This window comes from Oceanimonas sp. CAM02 (genome assembly GCF_032842915.1).
GTDB lineage: Bacteria > Pseudomonadota > Gammaproteobacteria > Enterobacterales > Aeromonadaceae > Oceanimonas > Oceanimonas smirnovii.
In genome coordinates this window covers 147,716-165,259 of record NZ_JAWJBK010000029.1, presented here as the reverse complement: position 1 = coordinate 165,259, position 17,544 = coordinate 147,716, and the positions used below count along the sequence as shown (strand labels likewise).

Below are 17,544 nucleotides of genomic sequence, written 5' to 3'. Positions count from 1 at the left end.
TGTCAGGTCAGCAGGCCGCCACCTGATGGCAGCCGGGGCCGGTATCTTACTCTTATGTTCCCCTGATTTCGAGCATACCGTTACCGATAAGCCGGGCGTACCCGCTCCACCTCCAGCTCATTGCGACCGTCGTCCCTGTCGACTTCGGCCCAGATCAGAATTCTGCCCCGGCGGTGGCGGCGCAGTTTACGCCAGTCGTCGTCATCCATTTCTATTTTGATGGTGCCGGTGCCGTCACTGAACAGAAACTCGTCGTCATCGAGCCGGCGTACGATATGCCCGGACAGAATTATGCGGCTGTCATCCCGCAGATGTTTGGCTTCGGCCACGCTGGTGATGGGCAGCCGCTCACGGTAATTATCACGATATTCACGATCCTGGTCGTAATGCCAGTTGTCATGAGCCTGAGCCGGGGCCAGGGTCAGCCACAGCAGTCCTGCCAGACTGAAAAGAGAAACCTTGCGCATAATAGAACTCCTGCCACTGTGATGAAACGCCAATATAGGGAGTGGTTGCGAAGGAAATGGTCGCAGGCGGCAGTCACAGCCAAAGACATGCTGAAAAGAGAAACCTGTGGGACAGTTCTGGTCATATGGTGCGTCAATGAGGCATCAGTCCATTCGGTTAACACCGGGCATGCAACAAAAAAAGCCCGCCGGTATTTGCCGGCGGGCTTTTTTATTCAGCGTGAAACGGGATTAGCCGTTCAGACGCTTTTCGTTGCGACGGGGGCGGAACTTGCCGCGCTCACCACCACGCTCATCCTTGCCACGGAACTGGCGACGGGGCAGCGGGCCACCTTCGTACTTGGCCAGGTTCAGCGGACGCTGACAAACCCGTACTTTCTGCAGTACCTGCTGCAACTCGGACGGAATGCCTTCCGGCAGATCCACGGTAGAGAAGTCGTCATGGATCTGGATCTGGCCGATAAAACGGGATTCCAGATCGGCCTCGTTGGCAATGGCACCCACCAGATGGCCCGGCTTGACGCCATGTACCCGACCCACGTCAACGCGGAAGGTTTCCATGGTCACACCAGACACCTCGTCCTTGCCACCACGGCGCGGACGCTCGCCACGCTCGGGGCGGTCACCACGGCCACGGGGCTCACGGGCTTCACGCACATCCGGGCGACGGGCCGACATCGGCTTGTCTTCCACAAACAGCGGACGGTCACCCTGCAGCAGACGGGCCAGACCGGCGGCCAGGGCGGCAGTGTCCATGCCATCGGCCTGCAGCTCAGTGACCATTTCCACGAAAGGTGCCAGGGCTTTTTCGTCAGCCTCTACGCTGGTACGAATACGGGCCTTGAAGCGCTCGGCACGAATCTTGTTGATATCGTCAGCGCTGGGCATACTCATTTCTTCAATGGGCTGGCGAGTATGACGTTCCAGATTGTACAGGCTGCGCTTTTCACGGCCGGTCACAAACAGGATGGCGTCACCTTCGCGGCCGGCACGACCGGTACGGCCAATGCGGTGCACGTAAGACTCGTTATCATGGGGCATGTCGTAGTTGATAACATGACTGATGCGCTCCACGTCCAGACCACGGGCTACCACATCGGTGGCAACCAGCACGTTCAAACGGCCGTTTTTCAGACGATCTACCACTTTTTCCCGCAGTTTCTGCGGAATATCACCGTGCAGAGCTTCACAGGCATGGCCTTCACGGGTCATCATTTCAGCCACATCTTCCGCATCTTTGCGGGTGCGCACAAACACCAGACAGGCGTCCATGTTTTCAGTTTCTACCAGACGGCACAGGGCTTCCTGCTTGGGCATGCCACGCACAAACCAGTAACGCTGGCGAATGCTGGCGTTGGTGCGGGTTTTGTTGGCAATGCGCACTTCCTGCGGATTCTTCAGGTATTTCTGAGCAACACGCTGAATGGCCGGCGGCATGGTGGCAGAGAACAGCGCGATCTGACGGGTGTCCGGAGTGTGCTCCAGAATCCATTCCACGTCGTCGATAAAGCCCATACGCAGCATTTCGTCGGCTTCATCCAGCACCAGCGCCTGCAGGTTGTCCAGCTTGAGGGTGCCACGGCGCATGTGGTCCATGACCCGGCCGGGAGTACCCACTACGATATCAACACCGCGCTTGAGAGCACGGATCTGGCTGTCGTAGGCCTGACCACCGTAGATGGACATGATACGAATGTCTTTCTGATATTTGGCGTAGTTTTCAAAGGACTCAGCCACCTGAATGGCCAGCTCCCGAGTCGGGGCCAGTACCAGCACCTGCGGATAGGCGTTACCGCCGGTAATGCGGCTCAGCATCGGCAGAGCAAAAGCAGCCGTTTTGCCGGTACCGGTCTGGGCCAGACCCAGTACGTCGCGCCCGGTCAGCAGCGTCGGAATGGCGGCGGCCTGAATAGCAGAAGGCTGCTCATAACCGGCGTCGGTCAGAGCTTGAAGAACGGCAGGCGCCAGCCCGAGGTCAGCAAAAGCGGGTACTACAGAGGTATTTGTCATTTATTAACAGTTCCGAAAAAATAAAATGTCGGCGGACTGATACAGTAAAAGGCCGGGGAAAAGCCAATACTCACTCAAAGCGAGGGCTTTTCTTTACACGAAATGTGTCACATAAGATACACAAGGCTAATCTGGCCGTTTTTGTCTCAACACCGCCATGGTTAACCGGCTGGTACATACCAGGCGGTTACGCTCGTCATGGATGTCGATCTGCCAGACTTGTGTCGTCGCGCCCAAATGGAGGGGACGTGCGGTTCCTGTTACCAGGCCGCTTCGTTTGGCGCGGACGTGATTTGCGTTAACTCCCTGACCAACGCAATAAAAACCCGCTTCAACGCACATATTGGCAGCTACTGAACCCAGGGTTTCGGCAAACGCGACACTCGCGCCGCCATGTAACATGCCAAGAGGCTGATGAGTACGGCTGTCTACCGGCATGGTGCCGCGTAGAAAATCGTGACCCACTTCACAAAAGGTCATGCCCAGCTGGGCTGCGAGCGTATTCTCCGACAGTTGGTTCAAACTGTCCAGTGTAAATTCACGTTTCCACATATTTAACTGCAGGGATTAGGGAATGGGATCGCTAACCCCTGATCCCGAGTCCCTATTCCCTCATCTTTTTTTGATTTTGCCGACGATAAAGATAAGCAGCACGGCACCGGCCACCGAGGTGACCAGAGAGCCGATAATGCCGGTGCTTTTAAGGCCGATCAGCCCAAACACCACGCCGCCCAGAAAGCCGCCCACCAGTCCAATAACAATATTGCCCAGCAGGCCAAAGCCACCGCCTCTGGTCAGATTGCCGGCAATCCAGCCCGCCAGACCACCGATAATCAGTCCTAAAATAAGACCCATATGTTTCTCCTTGTTGGTTTACGCCAACAAGCTTAGCAAGGCCTGCACCGGATGGCGAAGCCCCTCGCCCTCAATACGTTTGACCTGACTGCGGCAGGAGAAGCCAGTGGCCAGGCAACGTTCCCGTGGCAGCTGGCTCAGAGGCTCGGCCCAGCTCATGGCAAACAGGGTCCGCGAGCCCTCGGCGTGTTCCCGCTCGTGGCCATAGGTGCCGGCCATGCCGCAGCAGCCCACGGGCACGGCTTCCAGTGTTGCACCCAAATGGGCAAAAATACGGCTCCAGTCCTGATGGGTGGTGGGCTTGGCGGTTTTTTCGGTGCAGTGAGCAAACAGATGCCAGGACTCGCCGGTGCTTTCCCGGGCCGGAATCCTGTCCAGCATACCCAGTAGCCACTCCTGAGGCAGTAATACCTCAAAGTCACCCCGGGCCGGCCCCAGTACTTTGGCGTATTCATCCCGGTAGCAAAGTACCAGAGACGGATCCACGCCCACCATGGGAATATTGAGCCGGGCCAGCCGGTTCAGAAACTGGGCGCTGTCGGCAGCCATACCGGCAAAACGGCGCAAAAAACCCTTTACATGAGCCGGCTTGCCGTTGGGCCTGAACGGCAGCACCACCGGATTAAAGCCCAGTGCCGTGGCCAGGCGCACCAGATCGTGCACCACGCCGGCGTCGTAGAAGGAAGTAAAGGGATCCTGTACCACCAGCAGGGTGTTGGCCCGCTCTTCATCCCCCAGCGCTTGCAACTGTTCCAGGTCAAACTGCGCCGCCGGACTGTTGCCAAGGCGCTTTTTCAGGCTGGGCTGGCTCAGGGCCGGCATATCTACCATGCCAAGCAGTGAGGAGGTACCGCTCTGCACCCACTTGTGGTTCATAATGGGGTTGAACAAGCCCGGTGCTTTGGCCATCCAGGGGGTATAGGTTTCTACCCAGGACACCAGATAATCCCGGGGCGGACGCTGATAGCGCTGATGATACAGCTGCAAAAAGCGCGCGCGGAAGGTGGGCACGTCCACCTTGATCGGACACTGGCTGGAGCAGGCCTTGCACGCCAGGCAGCCATCCATGGCCTCTTTCACCTCATGGGAGAAATCGTACTCGCCACGGCGCTTGTCGAGGGTGTGCTTGATGCGCAGCACCATGTTCTTGACGCTGGTGCTGCGGCTTTGCACCGCGGCCTCGCCGGTCATGGGGTCAAAGCCCTGAGCCGACAGCTGACGCAGCCACTCCCGCACCAGACCGGCCCGCCCCTTGGGCGAGTGACGACGGTCGGCGGAGAGCTTCATCGACGGGCACATGGGCGAGCGCACATCAAAATCAAAGCACAGGCCGTTGCCGTTACAGTCCATGGCCTGGGTAAAGCCGTCGCGCACATGCACCGGAATTTGCCGGTCAAAATAACCACGCTTGGTGGCATCCACCGATACCAGCTGCTCCAGGCTGTTCAGCGGCGTGCAGATTTTGCCCGGATTCAGCCGGTTAAAGGGATCAAAAGCCGACTTGATGCGGCGCAGCTCGGTAAACAGCACCTCGCCAAAGAAGGTAGGGCTGTATTCGGAGCGAAAACCCTTACCATGCTCACCCCACATCAGGCCGCCATATTTGGCGGTGAGCGCATTCACCTTGTCAGAAATACGCCGCAGCATGACTTCCTGCTCGGGATCGGTCATGTCGAGAGCAGGGCGAACATGCAGCACACCGGCATCCACATGGCCGAACATGCCGTATTGCAGGCCATGATTATCCAGCAGCTCGCGGAACTCCATAATATAGTCCGCCAGGTGCTTAGGGGGCACAGCGGTATCTTCCACAAAAGCTACCGGCTTTTTGCGGCCCTGAGTATTGCCCAGCAGGCCCACCGCCTTTTTGCGCATGCCGTAAATGCGGTTGATGGACGAAAGATCATCGCACACCTGATAACCAATAACGCCCGCTTCGCCCCGTTCAATCAGGCCGTCGAGCCGCTGGCACAGCGCCTCCACTTTTTCCCGCTGGGCGGTCTCGTCCTCGTCGGCGTATTCCACCATATTGAGGCCGTCCATCACTCGGCCGGGCACGTCCTGAATGAGATCGCTCACCGAATGCCAGATAATGTCTTCCCGGGCCAGATTCAGTACCTTTGAGTCGACAGTTTCCACCGACAGCGCCTTGGCCTCCACCATCAGGGGGGCATTGCGCAGAGCCGACTCAAAACTGTCGTACTTGACGTTGACCAGGGTACGGCAGTTGGGAATGGGCGTCAGATCCAGCCAGGCTTCGGTAATAAAGGCGAGCGACCCTTCCGAGCCGCACAGAATGCGGGTCAGATCCAGGGTATGGGTACGCTTATCGTAAACGTGTTTCAGATCGTAACCAGTGAGAAAACGGTTCAGTTTGGGAAAGCGCTGCTCAATTTCTCCGGCATGGCCGGTCACGCTGTGATATACGCAACGGTACAGCTCCCCTTCCCGGCTGTCTTCTTCCAGCTTCTGGTCGAGCGCCTCGCCGGAGACAGGGCCGGTTTCAATCAGGGTGCCGTCCACCAGTACGGCAGTCACGCCCAGCACATGATCCGAGGTTTTGCCGTACACCAGCGAGCCCTGACCGGAGGCATCGGTATTGATCATGCCGCCGATTGTAGCCCGGTTACTGGTGGACAAGTCCGGCGAGAAGAACAGGTTGTGGGGTTTGACCAGCTGGTTGAGCCTGTCTTTTACCATGCCGGTCTGAATGCGCACCCGGCGGCCAGCAGCGTCCATGGTGACCAGTTGGGTCATGTGCCGGGACAGGTCCACCACTATATTGTCGTTGAGAGACTGGCCGTTGGTGCCGGTGCCACCGCCCCGGGGAGAGAAACGAATTTCCTTGTAGGCGTCCCTGGACGCCAGGGTCAGCATCACCACCAGATCCTGGGAGGAGCGCGGAAATACCACCGCCTGGGGCAGGCACTGATAGACGCTGTTGTCGGTGGCCACTGCCAGCCGGCTGGCGTAACTGCGCTCTATATCGCCACGAAAGCCGCTGTCAGCCAGCGCGTCAAGAAATGAATAATAGGTGGGGGTTGTCTGCTGTTGCAGCGCTAACCTTGGGATCATGACCTGCGTCCCCTTTGTCCTTGTCGGTATTGCCCAGAATGGCGGTCATTATACACCGCCACGGCATTTGAGCGAGAGCCACAAGGACGTCCGGACATCTTCAGATAAAGAGATAGCCTCAGTCTTTTTTACGGCGGCCCGATGCAGGCCCCTTCCAGCGTTGAATGCGGGAACTGCCCGGCTTGTTGTGCTGGCCATCTCGTTCTTTGCGCGGGTTTCCCCGAGACTGCCCCTGAGGCTGTGGTTTACGGCGTTCATTGTTAACCGGGCGGCGAGCCTGGGCAGGTGCCGCACGTGGCCCCTGGCGAGCGGCTTTGGGCTGTTCCAGAACCGAGGCTTCTTCGGTTTTGCTGGAGCCGGCAATCATGTTGTTAATCAGCGCCAGCTCTTCTTCAGTAACATAGCGCCACTCCCCCGGCTTAAGGTTGCCGAGGTGAATATTCATGATGCGTACCCGCTTCAGGCTGGTTACCCGGTAATCAAGATATTCCGCCATGCGCCGGATTTGCCGGTTCAGCCCCTGAGTCAGAATAATATTAATGGTTCTGGGGCCGATTTTGCGCACCTTGCAGGGTTTGGTGACGGTATCGAGAATGGGCACCCCTGCCGACATTTTTGCTACAAAGTCATCGGTGATCGGTTTGTCCATGGATACGATATATTCTTTTTCATGGGCATTGCCGGCGCGCAGTATCTTGTTGACGATATCACCGTCGTTGGTCAGCAAAATCAGCCCGCAGGACGGCTTGTCGAGCCGGCCGATGGGAAAAATGCGGGCGTGATAGTTCACCGCATCCACGATATTTTCGGGCACGGCGCTGTCGGTGGTGCAGGTAATGCCAATGGGCTTGTTATAGACCAGATAAACCGCTTTGGGCTTGGCCCGCAGCGGCTTGCCACGAACGGTGATCTCGTCGGCGTCACTGACCCGCACACCCATGCCGGCCACTTCGCCGTTTACTTTCACCAGGCCCTGTTCAATCAGCCGGTCGGCTTCCCGCCGGGAGCAGATGCCGGTTTCACTGATAAATTTATTCAGGCGGGTATCGAGAGGGGTATCGGTCATGGCAGCTCCTTACCGGTAATTAAAAACAGCCGGGCAAAGGCTGAAAAGAGCAGGCCTGGCTAAACCGCGCCAGTGTAAGGCGCAGACACCCACCCCGCAAGGGCTGGCGCTCGCTGAAAGAGTCTGCCATGCGAAGCAACAGCGCGGTTGCGCTCAGCCGACACGCTTCGTTAAAGGCCACTCACTAAAAATACCTGCTGCAAACATACTCAATGTTCGGTCAGGCTTTTTATTTCGTCACGGCGTGCCGGAGAAGTAGTGTGCTTTGTCCGACAAGGGTGCACGGGCTTACAGGCAAGGAGTTAAAGCCAGCGCCGTACCCGATTGCAATAGTCGGTGTAGGCTTTGCCAAAGCGCAGCGTCAGGGCGCGCTCTTCGGCGGCGATTTGCACTCGGTTCATATAGACCACAAACAGTACCGGCCCCAGCAGCGCCGGCCAGCTTTGCAGCCAAAGCGCCCAGGCCAGCAGCCAGAGGGCATCGCCCAGATAAATGGGGTTGCGCGAACGGGCAAACACGCCGTTAGTGACCAGCCGGCTGGCCCGCTCCGGCGTAAAGGGCAGCAGCGTAGTATGAGCCTGTTGCAGCGACCGGGCCGCCAGCACCATCAAGCCAATACCCGCAAGTAAGGGCCCCCAGGCCAGCCAGCGTGGCCAGAAAACGGTCAGCCCGGGCAGCCAGCCGGCCATCAGCCACATCAGGCCCGCCACCAATGCCGCCACGGCGGGCGGCGGCAGCCACAACAACAAGCGGGCCTTGCTCATGCCTCGCTCCTAACCGCTTCGGTTACTTGCGGGGTCACTACCGGCATGGGGGTGTGATAACAGCGGGTCATGCGCAAAGCCTCATACAAGTCGGGATAAACCAGCACACCTTCTTCGCCAACCCTGATTCCTGCCTGCTGAAGCCAATGGGTCATCTGAGTGCGCCGGCCTGCCATTACCATATGAATACCCCGGCGTTTCAGCTCCTTATGCAGCTCCCCTACCACACTCATCACGCTGATATCCTGATGAGTAAAACAGGAAACCGCATCAATGATCAGACAATTGGGCTGTGCTTTCTCCAGTCCGATTAATGCCAGCACCCGGCGCTTGAAATAAGAGGCGTTAAAGTAAGTCAGGGGAGAATTGAACCGGTAAATAAGCACACCGGCAATGGCCTTCACTTCTTCATTACGGCCAAGAGTGTGCACCACCCCCTCTTCGTTCATGCCCATCAGCTGATCCGTGGGCCGCATCACATTGCGCAGAAACTGAAACAGCCCCAGCAACACCGCCAGCGTAATACCGGGAATAACCCCCATAAAGAGTACGCTGATAAAAGTAATCCAGGCCAGCCAGAAAGCGGGCTTGTCAGACTTGTGCAACTGCCACTGGCCACGCAGATTAATCAGAGACCAGGACGCCATCACCAGCACTATTCCCAGTGCAGCGGTAGGAATATATTGCAATGGTTCGGTCAGAAAAAAAGTCACGCCAGCAATTACACCGGCAGCCACAATGGAAACCAGCTGACTTTTGCCGCCGTTGGCATCGTTCACGGCAGTGCGGGAGTCGGCCCCGCTGATGGCAAATCCCTGAGAAACAGCCGAGGCCAGATTGGCCACTCCCAGCGCACGAAACTCTCTGTCGGCATCGATATCATAGCCGTTGCGGGCGGCAAAGCTGCGGGCAGTGAGCATCATGGATACAAAGCTCACCATAGCCAGGTTCAGTGCCGGCAGCACCAGATCCCGCATCAGACCGGGAGGAAACTCAGGCAGCTGAAAATCGGGAATGCCCTCTGACAAACTTCCTACCACGGCAATATTCAGTCGCTCCGGACCCAAGTACCAAAGCACACCAGCAGCGACAACCAGCGCCAGTAAACTGCTGGGCCAGAGCGGACGGTAGTGCCGGCATAACAGCATAATAATCAGTGTCAGGGCACTGACTCCCAAGGTGGGCCAGTGCACCAGGGCCAGATAATCCGGCGTGGCAGCGAGACGCTCTATTAACTGGGATTCATCAAAGGTAAAGCCAAAAATCCGCGACAGCTGACCCACCATAATGGTGATGGCCACCCCGTTAAGCAGACCCAGTAAAATAGGCCGTGATAAAAAGTCGGCCAGCACTCCCAGCCGAAAATAACTGGCCGCCAGGCACCAGAGACCGGTCATGGCCGTCATCGTCATGACCAGCTGCCAGTGTCGGGTGGCATCGCCGGCAGCCAGCGGCGTCACTACAGCGGCAATTACAGCGCAGGTGGCCGCATCCGGTCCCACTATCAACTGACGGGAAGTACCAAAAAACGCGTAAGCGATCATGGGCAAAATACAGGAGTAAAGCCCCACCACAGCACTCACACCGGCAAGCTCGGCATAGGCAATGGCAACCGGCAGGGCTACCGCCGCCACCGACAGGCCGGCACGAACATCATCAGCCAGCCAGTCACGCCGGTAATCCAGCAGTGTGACCAGGCCGGGCATCCAGCGCGACAACGAAAAAAAATCCTGCATGTTTAAACACATTCCCGTGCAACGAGCCACTGCTCCTCGTTTTCAATATGAGTCAGACGGCACTAATTCACAATATATTAGCTTGATTATCAACTGGTTAGATATTAACCATTCATTTGGGCGCACTGATGGTGTGCGGTTGCCAGGCGTCAGCCTCAGGAATATACCGCCCTTTATACAGACTGCCTACTGCCTGCGCTTTTTTACGTAAAGTTTATGTGGTTAAATCGTTAATACTCACACCAACGCTGCCGGGGTCGCACTGCCATGACCATTCAAATATTGATTTGCGATGACTCGGCGGTTGCCCGTAAGCAAATGGCCAGATCCCTGCCCGAAGACTGGCAAGTCAGCCTGCATTTTGCCGGTCATGGCCTTGAAGCGCTGGCCATGCTGCGCCAGCAGACGTTTGACCTGCTGTTTCTCGATCTCAATATGCCGAAGCTGGACGGTTTTGGTGTGCTGGAAGCGCTGCGCCGGGAGCAGCTGGAAGTATTCACTCTGGTGGTATCGGCAGATATTCAGCCCAGAGCACGGGAGCGGGTGATGGCGCTGGGAGCCATGGCGTTTATTGCCAAACCCGTCAACAACATGGAGCTGAGCGGCCTGCTGCATCAATATGGGCTATATCAACCCGGTAATACCCGTTTTGCTGCGCCGGCCCGGCTCCCGGAACACGGGTTACAACTGACCGATTATCTGCAGGAAGTGGCCAATATTGCCATGGGCAGAGCATCGGATCTGCTGGCCCGGCTCTTGAATGTATTTGTACCCCAGCCCATTCCCAGAGTGGCCCATATTGCCCGCGGTGAACTGAGTATGGCCATCAGCGCCGCTGATGAGCACAGTGGTTTTTCTGCTGTGTGTCAGGGCTTTGTCGGTGCCGGCATTTCAGGCGAGGCGTTACTGCTGTTTTCCGACAAAGGCATGGATGCCATGATGCAGTTACTGCACTACGACGCCGCCGATGCGATATCTCCGGATGTGGAAGTGTTAATGGATATGTCCAGCATACTGTTTGGTGCCTTTCTCAAGGGCCTTGGCGATCAGCTGGATGTACGTCTGGGCCTGGGCCAGCCTACCGTGCTGGGCAGACATCAGCCCATCAGTACACTGCTTGAACATCACCGCCATCGCCAGGAACAACTGCTGTGTATTGAAATTCCTTATGTGCTGGAGCAACAGCACATTCACTGCAACCTGCTGGTGCTGCTGACAGAAACCTCACTCAGCCGGCTGCAGCAAAAGCTTGCCTATCTGACGGAGTAGATTTATGCCCCTGACCGGAAACAGCCCGCGGGAGTTTCACTGGCTTATCGATATGCTGGAGTCGGTTGATATTGGCCTGGTGGTACTGGATAAGGACTTCAGTATTGCGCTGTGGAACGACTTTATGGAAAACCACAGCGGCCTGAACGCGGCCGAAGTCCGTGGCAAGAATATCTTCAGCCAGTTTCCAGCCCTGCCGGAGCAATGGCTGAGACGCAAGGTAGATACGGTGGTCACGCTCAATACCCGTACCTTTACCAGCTGGGAGCAACGCCCCTGGCTGTTTCCCTTTCGCAGCACCCGGCCTATTACCGGCACTCATGACTATATGTTCCAGAACCTGACCATACACCCGCTGGCTGAGCCTGACGGCAGCATTCAGCGCGTATGTCTTATGGTGTATGACGTGACCGACGTCGCCACCAGCAAGCTGGCACTGGAGCAAGCCAATGAACAGCTCTCTCTGCTGAGTATCACGGATCCGCTGACCGGCTTGCAGAACCGGGGCAGCTGGGAAAATCTGCTCCAGGCAGAATTTTCCCGCTTTCAGCGCTATCACCAGGCCGGTACCCTGGTCATGCTGGATATCGATCACTTCAAGGTCATTAACGATCGTTATGGTCACCCCGCTGGTGACGATGTGATTCGTCACCTGGCCAGTCTGATTAAGTCCCTGCTGCGGGATGCTGACACGGCAGGCCGCTATGGCGGTGAGGAGTTTGCCCTTATTTTGCCGCAAACCGATGCAGAAGGTGCGGGTGTGATTGCCGAACGGCTGCGTCTGGCCGTCAGCAGCGAGCCGGTAATGACTCATGGTGAAATCATCCATTACACCATCAGCCTGGGTCTGGCAGCTCTGACCCCGGACCTGAGCAGTGCTGCAGACTGGTTGCAGCATGCAGACAAAGCACTGTATCAGGCCAAAAACTCGGGCCGTAACCGGGTGTGTGTCTGCCAGGCATAAGCATCACTTATCTGAGGATATCATCCAGAATATAACGGACGTTTTCCGTGGCAAGATCCACCAGCACCGCCTTGTTATCAACCCGCCGCCACTCATAACCTTCATAGTAAGGCAGACGCTCACGCAGGCGGGGATCAAAGCGTTTGGCAATGCCCGGTGGCAGTGGCTTGCCCCGGCGCAGATTTTTGGCTATGCCCGGCGGCAGACTGTGTCTGTCATCATAATCCAGCCAGTCTCTGTGCTCGCTGAACAGCCGGCGCAGCAGCCGTTCATCAATATCGGGATCACGGCGGTAACGGCGATCATTCTCGTGGCGGTCATCGCGTCTGTGCTCACGGTATTCACCACGCCGGTCATCCTTGCGCCGATCATCGTGCTGCCATTTGTGCTCTTTCTCACGACCTGGCGCATGATCAGGTCCCTTGCCTTCCGGCGGCTGGGCCTGCACCGGCATTGTCAGCCCAGCCAGCAGCGCCGAAATGATAATGGTTTTTCTGTTCATGATGCCTCCGCTCTCCTTACTGTATTCAGTAACTCTAGTGTGAGTCAGGCCCGCTGACTATTTACGCCGGCCGGTCACGGGACACATATTGGCGCAGTTATAAAAAAGCCCCTTGCGGGGCTTTATCAGAATAGCTCAATCAGCTCAGGCCAGTTCAATCACATCAAAGTCGACTTGGGTATCCACATCGGCGTCGTAATCCACGCCCTGCAGGCCAAAGCCGAACAGGCGCAGGAATTCGTCCTTGTAGCCCTGATAGTCGGTAAGCTGGTAGATATTGTCATCCTGCACCTGCTGCCAGATCTCACGGCAGGCGTTCTGTACTTCATCACGCAACTCCCAGTCGTCCAGGCGCAGGCGATTTTGTTCATCCACCGATGCCGGCTGGGCGCTGTAGAGGCGATCATAAAACAGGCGCTGAATCTGCTCGATGCAGCCTTCGTGAATGCCCTGCTCCTTCATCACCTTAAAGGCCATGGAGATGTACAGCGGCATCACCGGAATGGCGGCAGAAGCCTGAGTAACGACGGACTTCAACACCGCCACATGCGCGTTGCCGCCGCGCGCTTTCAGCTTGCTGTCGATGGCGTGAGCGGCGCGATCCAGATCTTCCTTGGCCTTGCCAAGAGTGCCGTGCCAGTAGATGGGCCAGGTGAGATCGGTGCCAATGTAGGAATAGGCCACGGACTTGGCCCCCTCGGCCAGCACGCCTGCCTCTTCCAGGGCGTTCATCCACAGCTCCCAGTCCTGGCCGCCCATCACTTGAATGGTGTCGGCAATTTCCTGCTCATTGGCAGGCTCTACCACGGCTTCTACCAGTACATCTTTGTTGGTGTCCAGGGCAGTAGACTTATAGGGCTCGCCAATGGGCTTGAGCGCGGAACGCACCACTTCACCGCTGTCGGGCAGTTTGCGCACCGGAGACGCCAGGGAATAGACCACCAGATCGATCTCGCCCAGATCCTGCTTGATAAGCTCAATCACTGTTTCGCGACATTCGTTGGAGAAGGCGTCGCCGTTGATGCTCTTGGCGTACAAACCTGCTTCCTTGGCGGCCTTGTCAAAAGCGGCGGCATTATACCAGCCGGCGGTGCCGGTTTTTTTCTCGGTGCCCGGTTTTTCAAAGAAGACACCTATGGTGGCGGCATCGCTGCCAAAGGCGGCATTAATGCGGGACGCCAGACCGTAACCGGTGGATGCGCCGATCACCAGCACCTTTTTCGGCCCCTGCGCCAGTTTGCCCTTGCTTTTGACGTAGGCGATCTGCTCACGTACATTCGCCTCACAGCCAACCGGATGGGTGGTAGTGCAGATAAAGCCACGAACCTTGGGTTTGATGATCATAAACTTGATAGCCTCGGTTATTACAAACAATAGGCGCTAAAGATACCCTATTCCGAAGCAAATGTGAGGCCCAAATTGCCTGCCGCCAGCCTCACGATGCAGCAGCAGGGTTACCTGCGCCGACACGCTTCAAGCCCATCCATGGAACGCTCGGCAAATGCCATCCATGGCATTTGACGGTCGGCTCCGGCAATCCCTGCTGCTGCATCGCCTGACTTCGAGGCCGCCTGTTGGTGCTTCGCATGGCGGAGGTAACAGACGACGTGCAGATTTCGAGCTTTAGTGAGAACAATGTTTACATTACGTCCCTATCAGCAGGAGGCGGTTGACCGCACTCTTGCCTATTTTCGCCGTCACAGCGAGCCCGGCGTGCTGGTGCTGCCCACCGGGGCCGGAAAGAGCCTGGTGATTGCCGAGCTGGCGCGACTGGCCAAAGGCCGGGTGCTGGTGCTGGCCCATGTGCGTGAGCTGGTGGAGCAAAACCATGCCAAATACCAGGCTTACGGCGTGGACGCCGATATTTTTTCCGCCGGCCTGAAGCGCAGGGAAAGCCGCCGTCAGGTGGTGTTTGGCTCGGTACAGTCGGTGGCCCGTAATCTGGATGTCTTCAGCGGTTTTAGCCTGGTGATTATCGATGAATGCCACCGGGTCTCCGATGATGACAACAGTCAGTATGCGCAGGTGATTAATCATTTGCGCCGGAGCAATCCGGCGCTCAAGGTACTGGGACTGACCGCCACTCCCTACCGGCTGGGGCTGGGCTGGATTTACCGCACGCATCATAATGGCATGGTGCGCAGCCGGGGCCCGCGTTTTTTTGAGCATTGCCTGTTTGAGCTGCCGCTGCGGCTGATGATCAAGCAGGGCTACCTGTGTCCGCCGGATCTGGTGGATGCCCCCGTGGTGCATTACGATTTTTCCCGTTTGTATGAACAGGGGCTCTTTACCGAGCAGGCGCTGGAGCGGGAGCTGGCCCGTCAGCCCAGGGTCACCCCTCATGTGGTGGAGCAGATAAAAGACTACGCCGAAGAACGCCGGGGCGTGATGATCTTTGCCGCCACAGTGCGCCATGCCACCGAGGTGGCCGGCCTCTTGCCTGAGAAACAAACTGCGCTGGTAACCGGCGAGACTCCCGGGCCGGAGCGGGATGCCATTATCCATCGCTTCAAGGCGCGTGAGCTGAAATATCTGGTGAACGTGGCTGTGCTCACCACCGGCTTTGATGCTCCCCATGTGGATCTGATTGCCATTTTGCGTCCCACCCAGTCGGTGGCCCTGTATCAGCAGATCATCGGCCGGGGCCTGCGCCTCAGCCCGGGTAAAACCGATTGTCTGGTACTGGATTATGCCGGCAACAATATGGACATTTTTGCGCCGGAAGTGGGCGAGCCCAGACCCGACCCGGACACCACTCAGGTACAGGTGCTCTGCCCCGCCTGCGGCTTTGCCAATATTTTCTGGGGCAAGACCGACAGCGAGGGCCGCGTGCTGGAGCATTTTGGCCGTCGTTGTCAGGGCTTGTTCGAAACCGATGACGGCGAGCAGGAAGAATGCGGCTATCGCTTTCGTTTTAAAAGCTGCCCTCAGTGTCTGGCGGAAAACGACATTGCCGCCCGTCAGTGCCATGACTGTGGCGAAGTGCTGGTGGATCCGGACAAAAAACTGAAAGACGCGCTGGCGCTGAAGGATGCCCTGGTGCTGCGCTGCGCCGGTCTGACCCTTGAAAGCGCCGCCGGCAAACATGGTCCTGCGCTCAAGGTGACCTATCACGACGAGGACGGCACCGAGCTGCAGAAATGGTATGCTTTTGACAAAAAAGGCCCCAAGGGCCGTTTTTACAAGGAATTTGTGCGTCCACACTGGCCGGCACCGGGCACTGAGCCCGAGTTTGCCAGTCTGGAGCAGGTGCTGGCTGCCGCCGGCCGTTTTCGTCATCCGGACTTTGTGATTGCCCGGGCCTTTAAACGGGGCTGGCAAATTCGGGAAACCATTTTTGATTATCGGGGTCGGTTTCGTACCGCCCATGCCTTATAAGAGAGCTTATGAAACGGTTAACAAGTGCCCTGCTGTTGTTGTTCAGTGCCGGTGCCGCGGCCATAGAGCCGCCGGCCCATGGCCAGAGCGCCTGGATGCTGGCCGACGCCAATACCGGCAACATAGAAATGCGCCATCAGGATGAATTACTGATGAAACCGGCCTCAACCCAAAAGCTGGTCACCGTGCTGGCTGGTGCGCTGACACTGGGGCCGGACTGGCAATATGAAACGCGCCTGCAATACCGGGGCGATCTCGACCAGGGACGGCTCACCGGTGATTTGCTCATCGACTTTGCCGGCGATCCCAGCCTTACCCGTGAGCAGCTGGCTGAGCTGCTCAGACGCAGCGGCATTCGCCATATCAGCGGCAAGGTACTACTCAACCAGTATCACTTTACCGGCTATGACAGAGGAAATGGCTGGTCCTGGAACGATCTCGGCGTTTGCTACACGGCACCCGCTGCCGCGCTGATTCTGGATCGCAACTGTGTGCAGGGTGCCCTCTATGCCCGCACCGGCAGTCCGGCCCGGGCCACAGTGCCGGCTCATCAGCCCGTCAGTGTCAGTGCCGAAGTGGCCGTGCTCAACCGCACCGAGCGGGAGCAGAGTTTCTGCGAGCTGGAGCTGGACATGGGGCCGGACAATCAATATCACCTCACCGGCTGTATCGGTCCGCGCAAGGAGCCCTGGCCCCTGCGTTTTGCCATTCAGGATGTGTCTCACTGGGGCACACAGCTGACCGGCTGGGCACTGAAACAGGCCGGCATCGGCCATTCGGGCACCATTGAAGACAGCAGACTCAACACCAGCCAGTGGCCGGTGCTGGCCAGTCATAAGTCACCGCCTTTTGCGGAGCTTGCCGAGCGTATTCTGGTTTATTCCGACAACCTCTATGCCGACAGCCTGCTGCGTACCCTGGGGGCCATGCACTTCAGTCAGCCCGGCAGTTTTCGCAACGGTACTCAGGCGGTGCGGGACATTCTCAAGGCTCAGGCCAATATTGATCTGGGCCCAAGCTGGCTGGCCGACGGCTCGGGCCTTTCCGCCCACAACCTGCTGCGCGCCCGCGATCTGATGGCGGTGCTGCTCACCATCAGTCAGGACCCGCGCGCCCAGTGGCTGCTTGCCCGCCTGCCGGTCAGTGGTGAGAGCGGCACCCTGCGCTATCGCAAAAGCGTGCAGGGGCCGGCACTGAAGGGCAAGGTGATTGCCAAGACCGGCACCATCGCTCATGTGCAGAACCTGGCGGGCTTTATCGACACGCCCAACGGCGAGCGCAAGGCCTTTGTGCTGCTGCAAAACGGCCTGTCCATCAGCCCGGAGCAATCCAATGCCATGGCCGCCGGCCAGCTGGAATGGCCGGCCCGGCGCTTTGAGCGCAACTGGCTGACCGGCATTACCGAGCGGGCTTCCATCGCCAGCACCAATCAATAAACCAAGAACTAACAATTTTGGC

Annotated in this window: 14 protein-coding genes; 4 read left to right on the top strand and 10 right to left on the bottom strand. The window is 57.7% G+C overall.

Going from position 1 to position 17,544, the window contains the following annotated elements:
- Positions 1 to 80 precede the first annotated feature (80 nt).
- The 8 genes from R0I78_RS10050 to R0I78_RS10015 all read right to left on the bottom strand — a co-directional run bounded on the left by R0I78_RS10050 (position 81) and on the right by R0I78_RS10015 (position 9,973).
- Positions 81 to 467, bottom strand: a complete 387-nt coding sequence (locus R0I78_RS10050; protein ID WP_317075225.1) for a NirD/YgiW/YdeI family stress tolerance protein — start codon at positions 465 to 467, stop codon at positions 81 to 83.
- A gap of 231 nt (positions 468 to 698) precedes the next feature.
- A complete protein-coding gene (locus R0I78_RS10045; protein ID WP_019934254.1) occupies positions 699 to 2,477 on the bottom strand; it encodes a DEAD/DEAH box helicase in 1,779 nt (592 codons plus the stop codon).
- Positions 2,478 to 2,603: 126 nt separating this feature from the next.
- A complete protein-coding gene (locus R0I78_RS10040; RefSeq protein WP_019934255.1) occupies positions 2,604 to 3,029 on the bottom strand; it encodes a hotdog fold thioesterase in 426 nt (141 codons plus the stop codon).
- A 60-nt stretch (positions 3,030 to 3,089) separates the two neighbouring features.
- Complete coding sequence (locus R0I78_RS10035) at positions 3,090 to 3,332, bottom strand: GlsB/YeaQ/YmgE family stress response membrane protein (protein ID WP_019934256.1); 243 nt, start codon at positions 3,330 to 3,332, stop codon at positions 3,090 to 3,092.
- An 18-nt stretch (positions 3,333 to 3,350) separates the two neighbouring features.
- The gene (locus tag R0I78_RS10030) at positions 3,351 to 6,407 is read right to left on the bottom strand and encodes an FAD-binding and (Fe-S)-binding domain-containing protein (protein WP_317075224.1); all 3,057 of its coding nucleotides are present in this window, start codon (positions 6,405 to 6,407) and stop codon (positions 3,351 to 3,353) included.
- Positions 6,408 to 6,525: 118 nt separating this feature from the next.
- Positions 6,526 to 7,473: a 23S rRNA pseudouridine(2604) synthase RluF gene (rluF, locus tag R0I78_RS10025; protein ID WP_317075223.1), complete on the bottom strand. Its 948-nt coding sequence runs from the start codon at positions 7,471 to 7,473 to the stop codon at positions 6,526 to 6,528.
- A 302-nt stretch (positions 7,474 to 7,775) separates the two neighbouring features.
- Positions 7,776 to 8,237, bottom strand: a complete 462-nt coding sequence (locus R0I78_RS10020) for an isoprenylcysteine carboxylmethyltransferase family protein (protein ID WP_317075222.1) — start codon at positions 8,235 to 8,237, stop codon at positions 7,776 to 7,778.
- On the bottom strand, positions 8,234 to 9,973 hold the full coding sequence (locus R0I78_RS10015) for a SulP family inorganic anion transporter (RefSeq protein ID WP_317075221.1): 1,740 nt from the start codon (positions 9,971 to 9,973) through the stop codon (positions 8,234 to 8,236). Before R0I78_RS10015 ends, R0I78_RS10020 begins: the two co-directional genes overlap by 4 nt.
- Before the next feature lie 267 nt (positions 9,974 to 10,240).
- On the opposite strand from R0I78_RS10015, the gene R0I78_RS10010 reads away from it, so the two are divergent.
- Both R0I78_RS10010 and R0I78_RS10005 read left to right on the top strand, forming a co-directional pair.
- Positions 10,241 to 11,242: a response regulator gene (locus R0I78_RS10010; RefSeq protein ID WP_317075220.1), complete on the top strand. Its 1,002-nt coding sequence runs from the start codon at positions 10,241 to 10,243 to the stop codon at positions 11,240 to 11,242.
- 4 nt (positions 11,243 to 11,246) lie between these two features.
- On the top strand, positions 11,247 to 12,206 hold the full coding sequence (locus R0I78_RS10005) for a diguanylate cyclase (protein WP_317075219.1): 960 nt from the start codon (positions 11,247 to 11,249) through the stop codon (positions 12,204 to 12,206).
- A 7-nt stretch (positions 12,207 to 12,213) separates the two neighbouring features.
- Here R0I78_RS10005 and R0I78_RS10000 read toward each other — a convergent pair whose 3' ends face one another.
- Positions 12,214 to 12,708, bottom strand: a complete 495-nt coding sequence (locus tag R0I78_RS10000; protein ID WP_317075218.1) for an anti-virulence regulator CigR family protein — start codon at positions 12,706 to 12,708, stop codon at positions 12,214 to 12,216.
- A 144-nt stretch (positions 12,709 to 12,852) separates the two neighbouring features.
- Positions 12,853 to 14,052 carry an enoyl-ACP reductase FabV gene (fabV, locus tag R0I78_RS09995; protein WP_317075217.1) on the bottom strand — a complete coding sequence of 400 codons (1,200 nt, stop codon included), beginning with the start codon at positions 14,050 to 14,052 and terminating at the stop codon, positions 12,853 to 12,855.
- 291 nt (positions 14,053 to 14,343) lie between these two features.
- Here fabV and R0I78_RS09990 point away from each other — a divergent pair, with 291 nt between their 5' ends.
- Together R0I78_RS09990 and dacB are read left to right on the top strand one after the other, a co-directional pair.
- Positions 14,344 to 16,086, top strand: coding sequence for a DEAD/DEAH box helicase (locus R0I78_RS09990; RefSeq protein ID WP_317075216.1), 1,743 nt, complete (start codon positions 14,344 to 14,346; stop codon positions 16,084 to 16,086).
- An 8-nt stretch (positions 16,087 to 16,094) separates the two neighbouring features.
- Entirely contained in the window at positions 16,095 to 17,522 is a 1,428-nt protein-coding gene (dacB, locus tag R0I78_RS09985; protein ID WP_317075215.1) for a D-alanyl-D-alanine carboxypeptidase/D-alanyl-D-alanine-endopeptidase, read from the top strand.
- The last annotated feature ends 22 nt before the right edge of the window (positions 17,523 to 17,544 follow it).